At 62.8% G+C, this 12,324-nt stretch carries 13 protein-coding genes and 1 riboswitch; of the genes, 7 read left to right on the plus strand and 6 right to left on the minus strand.

What is annotated here, in order from left to right; genetic code table 11:
• The first annotated feature begins 4 nt into the window (after positions 1-4).
• The 4 genes from JOF47_RS15340 (at position 5) to JOF47_RS15355 (ending at position 4,443) form a co-directional block, all read left to right on the plus strand.
• The gene (locus tag JOF47_RS15340; protein WP_342592807.1) at positions 5-844 is read left to right on the plus strand and encodes an IS3 family transposase; all 840 of its coding nucleotides are present in this window, start codon (positions 5-7) and stop codon (positions 842-844) included.
• A 388-nt stretch (positions 845-1,232) separates the two neighbouring features.
• On the plus strand, positions 1,233-1,490 hold the full coding sequence (locus tag JOF47_RS15345) for a DUF4190 domain-containing protein (RefSeq protein WP_209999954.1): 258 nt from the start codon (positions 1,233-1,235) through the stop codon (positions 1,488-1,490).
• Positions 1,491-1,594: 104 nt separating this feature from the next.
• A riboswitch (SAM riboswitch) is annotated at positions 1,595-1,713 on the plus strand.
• A 39-nt stretch (positions 1,714-1,752) separates the two neighbouring features.
• Positions 1,753-2,298 carry an OsmC family protein gene (locus JOF47_RS15350; RefSeq protein WP_209999955.1) on the plus strand — a complete coding sequence of 182 codons (546 nt, stop codon included), beginning with the start codon at positions 1,753-1,755 and terminating at the stop codon, positions 2,296-2,298.
• Positions 2,299-2,889: 591 nt separating this feature from the next.
• The gene (locus JOF47_RS15355) at positions 2,890-4,443 is read left to right on the plus strand and encodes an amino acid permease (RefSeq protein WP_377737379.1); all 1,554 of its coding nucleotides are present in this window, start codon (positions 2,890-2,892) and stop codon (positions 4,441-4,443) included.
• Between the two features lie 110 nt (positions 4,444-4,553).
• On the opposite strand, the gene JOF47_RS15360 is transcribed toward JOF47_RS15355, so the two are convergent.
• The 4 genes from JOF47_RS15360 to JOF47_RS15375 form a co-directional block, all read right to left on the minus strand.
• Positions 4,554-5,798 (minus strand): MFS transporter, encoded by a 1,245-nt coding sequence (locus JOF47_RS15360; protein WP_245356389.1) that lies wholly within the window; start codon positions 5,796-5,798, stop codon positions 4,554-4,556.
• 154 nt (positions 5,799-5,952) lie between these two features.
• Positions 5,953-6,759: an ABC transporter permease subunit gene (locus tag JOF47_RS15365; protein ID WP_209999956.1), complete on the minus strand. Its 807-nt coding sequence runs from the start codon at positions 6,757-6,759 to the stop codon at positions 5,953-5,955.
• Positions 6,756-7,718, minus strand: coding sequence for an ABC transporter ATP-binding protein (locus tag JOF47_RS15370; RefSeq protein ID WP_209999957.1), 963 nt, complete (start codon positions 7,716-7,718; stop codon positions 6,756-6,758). The genes JOF47_RS15365 and JOF47_RS15370 overlap by 4 nt, the downstream gene beginning before the upstream one ends.
• Positions 7,718-8,368: a TetR/AcrR family transcriptional regulator gene (locus JOF47_RS15375; RefSeq protein WP_209999960.1), complete on the minus strand. Its 651-nt coding sequence runs from the start codon at positions 8,366-8,368 to the stop codon at positions 7,718-7,720. Before JOF47_RS15375 ends, JOF47_RS15370 begins: the two co-directional genes overlap by 1 nt.
• 308 nt (positions 8,369-8,676) lie before the next feature.
• On the opposite strand from JOF47_RS15375, the gene JOF47_RS15380 reads away from it, so the two are divergent.
• Positions 8,677-9,189, plus strand: coding sequence for a cupin domain-containing protein (locus JOF47_RS15380; protein ID WP_209999963.1), 513 nt, complete (start codon positions 8,677-8,679; stop codon positions 9,187-9,189).
• 73 nt (positions 9,190-9,262) lie between these two features.
• On the opposite strand, the gene JOF47_RS15385 is transcribed toward JOF47_RS15380, so the two are convergent.
• On the minus strand, positions 9,263-9,868 hold the full coding sequence (locus JOF47_RS15385; protein ID WP_209999965.1) for a TetR/AcrR family transcriptional regulator: 606 nt from the start codon (positions 9,866-9,868) through the stop codon (positions 9,263-9,265).
• 95 nt (positions 9,869-9,963) lie between these two features.
• Here JOF47_RS15385 and JOF47_RS15390 point away from each other — a divergent pair, with 95 nt between their 5' ends.
• Both JOF47_RS15390 and JOF47_RS15395 read left to right on the plus strand, forming a co-directional pair.
• Entirely contained in the window at positions 9,964-10,353 is a 390-nt protein-coding gene (locus tag JOF47_RS15390; protein ID WP_209999967.1) for a DUF1304 domain-containing protein, read from the plus strand.
• 40 nt (positions 10,354-10,393) lie between these two features.
• Entirely contained in the window at positions 10,394-11,404 is a 1,011-nt protein-coding gene (locus JOF47_RS15395) for an NADP-dependent oxidoreductase (RefSeq protein ID WP_209999969.1), read from the plus strand.
• 91 nt (positions 11,405-11,495) lie between these two features.
• Here JOF47_RS15395 and JOF47_RS15400 read toward each other — a convergent pair whose 3' ends face one another.
• Positions 11,496-12,230 (minus strand): FadR/GntR family transcriptional regulator, encoded by a 735-nt coding sequence (locus JOF47_RS15400; RefSeq protein ID WP_342592808.1) that lies wholly within the window; start codon positions 12,228-12,230, stop codon positions 11,496-11,498.
• Positions 12,231-12,324 lie beyond the last annotated feature (94 nt).

The following is a 12,324-nucleotide window of genomic DNA, read 5'->3' on the forward strand; positions in this document are numbered from 1 at the left end:
CGCGGTGATCGCCCTCAAGGCATCCCACCCCCTGCCCCTGCTCCTGGCCGCGGCAGGGCTGCCCCGTTCCACGTTCTTCCACCGCCAGGCAGCACTCAAGACCCATGACCGGCACGCGGACCTCCGCACCCGGATCCACGAGATCTTCACCGAGGCCAAGGGCCGCTACGGGCACCGGCGCATCCACGCCACCCTGGCCCGCGACGGACGGCACGTGGCCCGCAAGACCGTGCTGAAACTGATGCGCCAGGAGAATCTGGCCTGCAAGGTCCGCAGCCGCCGCCGCTACTCCTCCTACAAGGGCCAGGTCGGCAAGATCGCCGAGAACAAGCTCAAGCGCGAGTTCGACACCGCGGCGCCGAACCTGAAGTGGGTGACCGACGTGACCGAGTTCAAGGTCGCGGACCGCAAGGTCTACCTCTCGCCCGTCATGGACCTCTTTGACCGTTCGATCGTTTCCTACTCGGTTTCGGAGTCGCCGACCGTCGCCTTCACCAACCAATCACTCATCGGGGCCATCGAGACCCTGGCCGCCGGCGAGGCCCCGATGGTGCACTCGGACCAGGGATTCCAGTACCAGCACTCCAGCTGGCAGAAGCTCCTCAGCGACGCCGGGATGGCCCAGTCCATGTCGCGCAAGGGCAACTGCCTGGACAACGCGGTGATGGAGAACTTCTTCGGGCACCTGAAGGAAGAAATGTTCCACCACCACGAGCACGCCGGCATCGAGGCGTTCACCACCGACCTGAAGGACTACATCCGCTGGTACAACACCGAGCGCATCTCGTTAACGCTCGAGTGCCTGAGCCCGATGGAATATCGGGCCCAGGCACTCGCTGCGTAGACTCTTGCTTACCGAGTCCAACTTTCGGGGGCCAGTTCATCTTGGGTGGACCGCCATTTTTGTGTCTTGCCTGATTCCCGATCGCCACCCGGAACGGTTTCGGTTTTCCCCGATTCCGATTGCTGCACTGGTCGGGTTTGAAGCTGGTTCGAGTGATCGCCCGCCGGGCGCTCGTGGCTTTGCCGTCCGTGGGCAAAGTATCCGACAAGGATCGGAATCTTCATGAAGCACGGTTGGCGCATTCGGAACCACAAGTGCACCTGTGGTCATTTCACCGGTGCCGACATGGGAACTTACGCCGTATGCAGTTGGGCTCAGATAGGCTCAAGTCGACCGGATGTTCCGCCATGTGGAGTCCGGCAACCACAGCTATCGCGTTGGAGGAAACATGACACAGTACCCGGAACCAATGCGCGGCCAGCAGCTTGCGCAGACCTCGATGATCCTCGGCATCCTCTCCCTGGTGATCCCGCTGGTCGGTATCGTCCTGGGCATCATTGCCATCAAGAAGGCGAAAGAGGCCGAGCAGCTGAACACCGCCGCGACGGTCGGCAAGGTGACGGGCTGGGTCGGCACCATCATGTGGATCCTGACATTGATTCCGTTTTTGCTGCTCATCCCCTTCATTTTTGTCTCCGGGGCCTAAGCGGCGGCGCTACCGTTTTGGATGCGGGAGCCTCCCCGTTTCATGACGCTGCGTGAAGCATTTGCTTGTCTCCCCCGCAGCGACCCCGGCACACTTGTCAACAGAATCACGAGTTCCAACCATTCACGACCCTGGTCGGTTGGACGGCAACCCCCTTCGTCATAGCGGGGTGCTCCAGGTGAAGATTCGACGCCGTCCAACCGGATCGGCGTAAGTATGGCGTCGTGATTGGCACGCGCCACCACGGAAGGATCTATTTCCCATGTCCGAAACCCTGCTCGAAACCACCCCCGACATCCTGCGTGCCCAGAAGCTCAATGCGGCCGGAAACGCCTGGGGCGAGCGCATCGCGGCAAACACCGCGAGCGCCTCGTTGACGTTCAAGACCAACGGGATCGCTGTCGGCTCGGTGGCCACCGAAGTCACCGCCGGCAAGCACAGCTTCCTGGTCGACGAACCCGTCGGGCTGGCCGGGGACGACGCCGCGGCAAGCCCCGCCGAGTACGCGCTTGGAGCGTTGATTTCCTGCCAGGTGGTCGTTTACCGCCTGTACGCACACCAGCTGGGGCTCAAGATCGATTCACTGGACATCGATGCGGAGGCAGACCTCGATGTGCGCGGGCTCTTCGGAATCGATGAAACGGTCCGTCCGGGCTTCGGCGGCGTCCGACTCAAGGTGAAACTGTCCGGCCCCGAAACCCGCGAACGCTACGAGGAGCTGCAGGCAGCCGTCGACGACCATTGCCCGGTCTTCGACATCATCGCGAACCCCACGCCGGTCACCGTCGAACTGATCACCGCCGACTAGACGTAGGCAGCGTCCGCTCGAGGGGGCCACCCGCCAATCAGGCGGGTGGCCCCCTCCTTGCGCATGTGCGGCCGGCGCCGCATATGTTCGGACACCACCCCTTATAACACATGCTTTCCGATGCGCCACCAGAGCAGAGGCGCCGCCGAGGCGCTCCAGCACCATCCGATTCTCATTTTGTGACGTACGCCCGTCATAATAGTCAGTGTCGTTTCGTCGAATCGGAGCAATCAGACGGTATCTCCGACCGACGTTTCCGGGCCTAGCGGGCCCAGATCAAAGACTGTGGCATGGTCTTGATCCAGATAGACCACCAGCCGGGAAGCCATCAATGCATAAGCAACACTGTGCCTCGAAGCGAACGAGAACCAGGTTATCCATTCGACCATCTGTGGCTCACGCCTTCGGATTGGCAACTTTGCGTGACTCTCTGTATAGTCCACCCCCCCGAAATTCCCCGGAAGCAGCCGGAGCGCTCCGGGAATGCGCGGCGTGTGACAAATCAGACACCTCTCGCGCAACGGCTCGACCGCGCCGCCTCCCTGTGAGCAAAGTCGCTTCAATTGCCTCCGGTGGTGTTGCATGACACCCATGAGCAGAACTTCCGTGACAATTGAAAACGAATCGCCGGTTCAACGTGGAACCGTGGGCGAGGCCCGGGTCGGCACCGACACCGGGAAACCCGACAATGAACTAAAGCGCGGGCTAAGCAGCCGCCACCTACAGATGATCGCCATCGGCGGCGCCATCGGCACCGGCCTGTTCGTCGCCTCCGGAGGCACGATCTCACAGGCAGGACCCGGCGGAGCACTCGTTGCCTACGCTCTGGTCGGCCTGATGGTGTTCCTGCTGATGCAGTCGCTCGGTGAGATGTCGGCGAAGATCCCCGTCGCCGGTTCGTTCCAGACCTATGCAACCCGGTTCGTGTCCCCGTCCTTTGGGTTCGCGATCGGCTGGAACTACTGGTTCAACTGGGCCATCACAGTGGCCGCCGAACTCGTGGCCGCCGGCATCATCATGGACTTCTGGTTCCCCGGAGTCCCCGGATGGATCTGGGCCGGCGCATTCCTGGTGCTGCTCACGGGGGTCAATGCACTCTCGGCCAAGGCCTTCGGTGAAAGCGAATTCTGGCTTTCCCTGATCAAGGTCGTTGCCGTCGTGCTGTTCCTGGTGGCCGGCGTGCTGATGATCGTCGGCATACTCGGGGACAGTTCCCCGGGCCTGAGCAACTGGCAGAACCGCGAGGACGTGTTCCACGGCGGCTGGGTATCGATCATTTCCGTCTTCATGATCGCCGGGTTCTCCTTCCAGGGCACCGAACTGGTGGGCGTTGCGGCGGGCGAGGCCAAGAACCCGCGGAAGGAAGTCCCCAAGGCCATCCGCTCCGTGTTCTGGCGCATCATGATCTTCTACATCGGCGCCATCTTCGTGATCGGCTGCCTGATTCCGTTCACCGACCCGAGCCTGCTGGCCTCCGGCGAAGCGGACATCGCGGCCTCGCCCTTCACCCTGGTCTTTGAGCGCGCGGGCATCGCCTTTGCCGCGGCCCTGATGAACGCCGTGATCCTGACGGCCATTCTTTCGGCGGGCAACTCCGGCCTCTACGCCTCAACTCGCATGCTTTACGCAATGGCCCATGACGGCAAGGCGCCGAAGGCCTTCGGCCGAACCAACTCGCGTGGCGTGCCCATCAATGCGTTGCTGGCCACGGCGGCCGTGGGGCTCTTCGGGTTCCTCAGCGCCATCGTCGGGCAAGGTGCTGCGTATGCCTGGTTGCTGAATGTTTCGGGCCTGTGCGGGTTCATCGTGTGGGCCGGAATCGCGCTCTCGCACTACCGGTTCCGGCGCGGCTTCCTGGCCCAGGGCAACAAGGTCAGCGATCTGCCATACAAGGCGTCGTTCTTCCCCATCGGTCCGTTGCTGGCCTTTGCCGTGCTGATCGTGGTGATCGCCGGGCAGAACTACGAGGCCGTGCTGGCCGGTCGCGGCATGGAGGTTCTCTCCTCTTACATCGGCATCCCGATCTTCCTGGGGCTGTGGATCATCCACCGCTATGTCACCAAGTCGCGCGTCGTGCCGCTGCTCGAGATGGACCTTTCCGGTCCCGAGGACGTCGAGGAGCACACCGAATCCAAGGTCGGCTAGCCCTCTAGGGCCCTGTCCTTAAACCAAAGCCGCAGATGCGCAAACCCGAGGGTCATGCGCATCTGCGGCTTTGTTTACAATGGCCCGATGACCGGCCCCGGGTCGGAAAACTACTGCACGCGCCGCAGGGCGGGCCGGCGGTAGGCGCTTGCCGCGATGCCCAGCAGCAACTGGAGCACCACCACACCCAGGAGCAGGACAAGGGGAACGGTCCAGGCTCCGGTCAGGGCAAAGAGCAGTCCCATGCCGAACGGGCCGCTAGTAGCCACCAGGTAGCCGATCGACTGCGCCAACGTGCTCATGGCGGTGGTTTCCTCGGGCGTTTCACCGCTGTGCGAGATGACAAGCAGCACCAGCGGGAAGATGGCAAAGCCGAAGCCCAGCGCGATCGCGCTGATCCACGCCAGAGACAGCGGCAACAGCAGCAAGCCCGCCACGCCGATCCCCGCGGCCACGGAGCAAGCCACCATGGCCGAGCGCAACTTGTTGAGCTTGTTCGCCATCCACAACACAAACATCGTCGCGGGAATCGACATGATTTGCAGGAGCCCCAGCATGATGCCGGCTTGGGCGGTCGCCATGCCCCGGAAAATCAAGATGGTCGGCAGCCAGCTCATGATCGCGTAGGCCAGGATGCCCTGGACCGTGAACAACCCGGTGATCACCAGGCCGCGCTTGGTGCGCAGGAGGCCCCAGGCGCTGACCCGGGGGCCGGCCGCAGGCGCCTTCTTCTCGCTGCGCGCCATCAGCATGAACGGAATGAAGGCCAGCGCGCCGGCAAAGGCGAGCACACTCCAGGCGGCCAGTCCCAGCGTGGGCGACCCTGCGGCCATCGCCAGCGGCACGCTGAGCGAGGAGGCGGCGGTGGCTCCGATCGACATGGTGATGGTGTAGACGCCGGTCATCATCGAGGTTTTTTGGGCGAAGTTTTCGCGGATGAACGAGGGCATCGCCACGTTGCACAGAGCGATGCCGCACATCGCCGCGACGGTTCCGGCCAGCAGCGCCCATGTAGCGGGAATCCCGCGGAAGGCCAGCCCTGAACCCAGGACGCACAGGGCAAGCAGGATGGTTCCGCTGAGCCCCAGGCGCCGCGCCACCCACGCGGTTGCCGTGCCCGCCACGGCGAAGACCAGCGTCGGGATGGAAGGAAGTAGCGCGGCAACGAACGGCCCGTAGCCGAGGAACTGCTGCAGGTCGTGATAGAGCGCAGAGGCGCTGGTGATGCCCGCCCGCAGGTTCAACCCCACCAGGATCACGGCAAGCAGCGAAAGCAACATGAATCCGCGCGACGCCCGCTGCGGGGTCTGCTGCGAAATTACGTTGTCTGCTATTGGTTTTTCCTTATTGGGCATGCTCACAGGTTACGTGGCAAGTCCGTTCGGGAGCCAATGAGCTCTTGGCAAGATTGCTCACATCAGGGCGGCAATTCGGGGAAGTGCGGACGTTCTGGCTGGCAGCGGCAAGACTCCCGCAGCCCGAACAATCCACCGGGAATTCCTCGGAGGACTAGGACGCGCCGATGTCACGGTGCCGCAGCGCCAGCACGCTCACGACGATAAACAAAAGGCTCAGCGCGCCCAGGCCCGCAACCGATGCCCACGGGACCCCGCTCACCAGGGGCGACTGGCCATAGGCCCAGTAATAGGGTGAAAAATTGTGGAGCCACTGCAGGTCCTGGCTTTGGTTTCCCAGGGCGTTGAAAACGTAGCCAACCACGGCGATCGCGGTGCCCGCGATGATGCCGAACATCCTGCGCCCGCTCAGCGCACCTGCCACCAGGGCGCCGGTTCCGCCCAGCAGCGTCAAGAGCACAAACATGAGGACGCCGGCGACAACCTTCGCCGGATCGATACCCAATTGGGCGGGACCGTTGAGCGCCAGAATGACCACCAGCACCAAGAGCGCCAGCAAGAGAATGCGAATGACCAACGCGGCGGTGCGTTCCAACACCACCTGCGTGCGGGTCACCCCGTGGGCAATCGTGAGTTCCAGGAGCCCAGCCTCCTCGTCTCCGCCTATCGCGCTTGCTCCCCACGAGATGGCGGCAATGGACATGAGCAGGAACCCGGTGAGCCCGAAGAACGTGGCCTGGGTGTAACCGGGGCCGGAGGCAATCTGGTCGTAGTTCAGCGCCCTGATCATTTCCTGCGGCAACGAAGCCAAAAGCTCGCGCATCTGCGGGCTCCCGCCAATGCTCGGATACAGCGGCAGGTACAGCGACATGATCGCCAGCAGGCCGATGCCCCAGCCGACGGTTGAGCGCCACGAATCGGTCAGCGACTTGCGCATCAACGGATAGCTTTGGGTTTTCATTTTTGCTCTTTCCGCCGCGAGGGTGAATCGGTCTCCCGACTCGACGAATACATTTTCAGCACGGCTTCCTCGAGGTCCGGTTCCTCGATCACCAGGTCAATGACCCTGGTGCGGGAAAGTCTAAATATCAGCGGTTCGACCGATCCCTCGATGCTGGCTCTGGCCTCGACCACCGCACTGACGTTTCCGTCATGCACCTGGCGGACTTCAAGGTCGCGGACCCCGGGAATGCCGGCGCAGAGATCGCGCGCGCCTTGCAGGTCGTGGCCGGGAAAGAGCACCCGCACGTGCCGGACGGCGCTTTCGCGCAGGTTGTCCACGGTGGAGACCGTGACGATCGAGCCTTCGCGCAGGATCGCGACCTCGTCCGCCGCCTGCTGGATTTCGCTGAGCACGTGCGAGGACAAGAACACCGTTTGGCCGTTGTCCTTGGCCTCGCGGATCAGTGCAAGGAATTCCCGTTGCATCAGCGGATCCAGTCCGCTGGTCGGTTCGTCGAGGACCAGCAGTTCCGGTTCGTGCATGAAGGCCTGGACAAGTCCCAGTTTTTGCTTGTTTCCCTTGGAGAGCCGCCGGGCCTGGTTGTCCAGGTCCAGGTCCAGCCGCTCTGACAACGACTCGACCATTCCCGGCTTGACCGGTCCGCTGATTGCGGCAAAATGTTCAAGGATCCTGCGCCCCGTGGTCCGGCTTTCAAGAATCAGTTCGCCGGGCAGGTACCCGATCCGCCTCCGTAGCTCGGGGCCGCCCTGGGTTGGATTCTTTCCCAGGACCTCGATGGTCCCGCCGCTTGGACGAATGATGTCAAGCAGGCAGCGCATGGTCGTGGTCTTGCCGGCGCCGTTGGGTCCGATGACCCCGAAGATGCTTCCGGGCTGCACGCTGAAGTCGATGCCGTGCAGCACTTCCTTTCCACCGTACTTCTTGCTGAGGCCTGCGACTTTGATGGCGGGATCCACTAGTGCTCCTCGGTTTTGGCAGTGGTTTGGATGGCGGCCCGGGCCGCGGTCAGGAAGCGTTCGTCCGCGTACAGGGGGTGCGTGTAGAGGTCCACCACCGGGACGCCGATGAGGTTTACGGTGTCTACACCGAATTCCTCTTGCCCCAGGCTTCGGGCAACGTGCCGGCCAAGCACCAGCATGCCCATCGAGTTGGTCGCCAGCACGACCGCGGTCGCCCGCAGATCCTCAAGTTGGCGAATGCTTCCGTTCGCGATGCCTGCCTCGAGCATGTCCACCGTCATGGCGACAAGTGCGTCGAAGAATGCGTCCCCCAAAGCCGAGTCATCCATGATGGCTTGGCGGATGTACGCAGTCTCGGCCATGTAGGTATCGGGCTTGCTGAGGTATTCACTCATCATTTTTTGCAGGGAACCAACGTCTGCCTTTTCCACGGCTCGCTGCGAGCTGATGCCGAGGATATGCCTGTCGCAGGCTTCCCGAAGGCCTGCTTTCGAGGCAAAGTGGTGAATGACCAGTCCCGGGCTGACCTGCGCGGCCGCGGCAATGTCGCGGATCGTGGTGTGCGCGAAGCCTTGCCGGCCAAAGAGCACTATGGCCGCGTCCCGGATCTTGGATCTCGTGGTGAAATCCTCGCGTTCTGTACGCATGTTTAAGATGCTAAACACATGTTCAGGGTTAAGTAAGGGGCGAAAGTACCAAAGTGGGGATTTCTTCCGCCCGGGAGGCTTCGGCATCATCGGCAATGTGCCGTCCTGCCGTTTCCAGGGGCCGTCTCGCCGTATGTGGTCAGGTTGGTGTTGGCCCGGTCGATGTCGATTTCGCCTGCCTCCAAGCCAGCCAGCGGTTCGTCGCCCGAGGCATTTCTTTGGAGCAACAGGGCATTGACACCGATCCCTCACGGCTGGACAGTTTCGCTATAGACACGTCTACAACGAGCTGGAAAGGACGGCCCGTCATGGGCATTCAAGGCGAACAACGGCTAACAATCGTGCAGCCAGGGCAAGGGCGGCAGGGCGATCTCGGAAGCATCGGGGTTGTCTTCAAGCTGCTCGGCGAGCAAACCAATGGGCAGATCTCGATCGTGGAGCACCCGTTCCCTGTCGGGGCACTGGTTCCGCCGCACCTGCACACCCGTGAAGACGAGTACTCAATCGTCCTTGAGGGTGAGATCGGATTCAGGTCGGGCGACCGCGAGGTGGTGCTGGGTGCCGGCGGCTACATCACCAAACCGCGCGGGGAACTGCACACCATGTGGAACGCCGGCAAGGTCCCGGCGCGGATGATCGAAATCATCAGCCCGGCGGGGTTTGAGCATTTCTTCTGGGGCTTGGCCAACCAGCTTGAAACCGGGCCGCTCGATCCCGAGGCCCTCGGCAAACTGGCAGCCCACTACGGCATCGAGTTCCCTGAGGCCCCGTGGCTGCCGGGCATCATCGCCCGCTACGGGTTGACACCACCCATGATCTGACGGAAACGAGCCACTGGCAATACGGTTCCTGCGAGCGGCCGAAGCCCGGCGGCGCCGGTTCCGAAAATCGATCTTATGAAACCGGCCTGTCCGCGGGAAGCCACTGGCGGACCTGTCCCTCGGTTGCCTCCAGGGTCGCCAACGACTCGGCCAGGTTCAGCCGCGCCAGGAGCAGCGCACTCATGGCCAGTCCGGCGACGATTCGTGCACGTGCGAGGACCACGGAGTCGGATTGACCTGGATCCAGGGCCCGCAGGGCACCTGCCACGCCGTCGCGCAATTCGATCTGGTACCCGTCGATCAGCAGCCTCAGCGCCTCGTCGTTGCCCGCGATGCCTGCGGCCGTATTCATCAGCAGGCAGCCACGGTTCGCAGTCTGCTCCGAAGCCTTCACCAGATCGGTGGACAACGAGCGCAGGTAGGTTGAGATGCCATCGTTCGAGCTCGATGAGCCGTGCAACAGGTTCAGGCGCGGCCGCAGGACCGTGTCCATGTAGTCCTGGATCACCGCGTCGAAAAGCCCCCGCTTGGAGCCGAAGCCGTGATAGATGCTTGAACGGCCCAGGCCCGTGGCCGATTCAAGATCCGTGATCGATGTGGCATCGAAGCCCTTCTCCCAAAAGACGCGGCGGGCATCGCCGAGCGCCTTGCCGGTATCGAATTCCTGCGTTCTGGCCATGAGTCCCGAATTCCCCCTATTTTGTGTAACGGTCATTCCAGCATATATTGGAACGACCGTTACACAATCACTCCGCCGACCGAGAGACACACCAGATGCTGCTGATGACCATGATTTTCGCCGGCCTTGCGGCCGCAATCCATGTGTACATCTTTGTCCTCGAATCCCTGCGCTGGGACCATCCCGCCACCCGCAAAGCCTTTGGGATCCAAACGGACGCCGAAGCCAGTGCGACCAGGCCGATGGCCTTCAATCAGGGGTTCTACAACCTGTTTCTTGCCGTCATGACGGTTGCGGGCATGACCTTTGTGCTTGCTTCCTCCTCCGTCGTCGGAGCGACGCTGATTTTTGCAGGAACTGGTTCAATGCTGGCAGCAGGCCTGGTTCTGCTCATTTCATCGCCCAAGCTTGTGCGCGCAGCAATGTTCCAGCTCACCGCACCTGCCCTGGCCATCGCTTCCGGCCTGTTTGCCTTCACCAACTAACTCCTCTTCCGCAATCCCCACCGAACGGAGCAACGACTTCATGTCTACGCCAAGCAGCACCCAGATCCACCTGGCCAGCCGACCCATCGGTTGGCCGACGGATGCGAACTTCTCCACCGTCACGGTGGAACTTCCCGAGCTCTCCGAGGGCGAGATCCGGGTTGCCAACGAGTTCATTTCCGTCGACCCCTACATGCGCGGGCGGATGAACGACACCAAGTCCTACTCGGCACCGTATGCACTGAACGAGGTCATGACCGGCGGAGCAGTCGGCCGCGTGGTCGAGTCGCGCGCCGAGGGATTCAACGTCGGAGACCCGGTACTTCACCAGCTCGGGTGGCGCGACGTTGCCCAGGGCGACGCCAGCCACTTCCGGGTGGTGAAGGACATTCCGGGCCTGCCGCTTTCGGCCTACCTCGGCATCCTGGGCATGACCGCATTCACCGCCTACGTGGGATTGCTCGAAATCGCCGGACTCAGGAACGGTGAAACCGTGTTCATCTCCGGCGCCGCGGGCGCCGTGGGCAGTGCCGCCGGCCAGATTGCGCGCCTCAAGGGTGCCAAGCGTGTCATCGGTTCCGCCGGAAGCGCCGCGAAGGTCGAACTCCTGACGGAAAAGTACGGCTACGACGCGGCCTTCAACTACAAGGACGGACCGGTCCGCGAACAGTTGCGCGCGGCAGCGCCGGAGGGCATCGACGTGTACTTCGACAACGTGGGCGGTGAACACCTGGAAGCGGCGCTGGATTCATTCAACCCGGGTGGCCGCGGCGCTTTGTGCGGAGCCATCTCCGTGTACAACGCGACGGAAGCTCCCGCCGGGCCGCGAAACATGAGCAACATGATCACCCGCGGACTGAACCTCAAGGGGTTCACCGTGGGCAACTACGCCGAGCACTACCCGGCATTCATGGCCGACATGTCCGAGTGGATCGCCCAGGGAAAGATCGTCTTCGATGAAACCGTCGTCGAAGGCCTGGACCACTCAGTTGAGGCACTCATCGACCTGATGCGCGGCGCCAACACCGGCAAGATGGTTGTAAAGCTCTAGAAAGCACCGCCTCCGCCAAGAGCAGCGGATGGGCCGGTTCAATGCACGCCTTGTTTGGCGCGTTGGGCCGGCCCTTGGCATTTGCTGCCCGTTAGATCCGGTGGGACTCGGCGTAGAACCACTCGATATGTTCGCGAAGCAATTGCGCCGCGCGCTTTCCCTCGCCATCAACGAAAGCCTCGTGGATGCCGTGGTGCTGGGCGCGCAGGACGGCTGCGATATCGTCCCACGCCTCGTCCCCCTGCACGGATTCGCTGACGTAGTCGGTGATGGACAGGCGAAGCGATTCCATCATCGCCTCGATCACCGCGTTGCCGGCCAACGATGAGAGCAGCACATGGAATTGCGCATCAAGTGCGTGGAACTCCTCGCGGTCCAGCTCCGGCGCGTCCATGGCCTTGAGCAATTCGCCGGCGTGCTCCAGCGCGGCGGCACTGCGTTGGGGATCGCTGGTCAGGTCCGCCGATTCGGCAGCCCAGGTTTCAAGCAGGATGCGGCTTTCGACGATGTCCTCCACCGAAAGCTGGCGCGATGCCACATGAAGGCGCAGGGTCGCCGACAACCCGATTGCGGGCTCCGAAATCACCACGGCGCCGGAATTCGGACCCGAGCCGGTGGAGGTTCGCACCACGCCCATGGCGTCGAGGATGCGAATGGCGTCGCGCACCGAGGCGCGGGAAATCCCGTGGGTCTCGGCCAGCGTGCGCTCGCCCGGAAGCTGGTCCCCCAGCTTGATCCTGCCGGCACGAAGATCCGCCTCGATGCTGTTCAGGACCGTTTCGTAGGCACGGGCGGGAACCGACGGAGTGCTTGGTTTGCTTGTCACCAGTTCATTTTCCCATGCTTGTCCAGAGCGCCCGGGGCGGCGCCGGGTGCCGGCCCCGGTGTCCACCCGCTTCCCTTCGGGGCAAGTCCCCGAC

It is taken from the genome of Paeniglutamicibacter kerguelensis, assembly GCF_017876535.1.
GTDB classification, from domain to species: Bacteria; Actinomycetota; Actinomycetes; order Actinomycetales; family Micrococcaceae; genus Paeniglutamicibacter; species Paeniglutamicibacter kerguelensis.

Coding starts and splice junctions, on each gene's coding strand:
- JOF47_RS15345 (WP_209999954.1), top strand. CDS start 1,233: ATGACACAGTACCCGGAACCAATGCGCGGCCAGCAGCTTGCGCAGACC.
- JOF47_RS15350 (WP_209999955.1), top strand. CDS start 1,753: ATGTCCGAAACCCTGCTCGAAACCACCCCCGACATCCTGCGTGCCCAG.
- JOF47_RS15355 (WP_377737379.1), top strand. CDS start 2,890: ATGAGCAGAACTTCCGTGACAATTGAAAACGAATCGCCGGTTCAACGT.
- JOF47_RS15360 (WP_245356389.1), bottom strand. CDS start 5,798: ATGCCCAATAAGGAAAAACCAATAGCAGACAACGTAATTTCGCAGCAG.
- JOF47_RS15365 (WP_209999956.1), bottom strand. CDS start 6,759: ATGAAAACCCAAAGCTATCCGTTGATGCGCAAGTCGCTGACCGATTCG.
- JOF47_RS15375 (WP_209999960.1), bottom strand. CDS start 8,368: ATGCGTACAGAACGCGAGGATTTCACCACGAGATCCAAGATCCGGGAC.
- JOF47_RS15380 (WP_209999963.1), top strand. CDS start 8,677: ATGGGCATTCAAGGCGAACAACGGCTAACAATCGTGCAGCCAGGGCAA.
- JOF47_RS15385 (WP_209999965.1), bottom strand. CDS start 9,868: ATGGCCAGAACGCAGGAATTCGATACCGGCAAGGCGCTCGGCGATGCC.
- JOF47_RS15390 (WP_209999967.1), top strand. CDS start 9,964: ATGCTGCTGATGACCATGATTTTCGCCGGCCTTGCGGCCGCAATCCAT.
- JOF47_RS15395 (WP_209999969.1), top strand. CDS start 10,394: ATGTCTACGCCAAGCAGCACCCAGATCCACCTGGCCAGCCGACCCATC.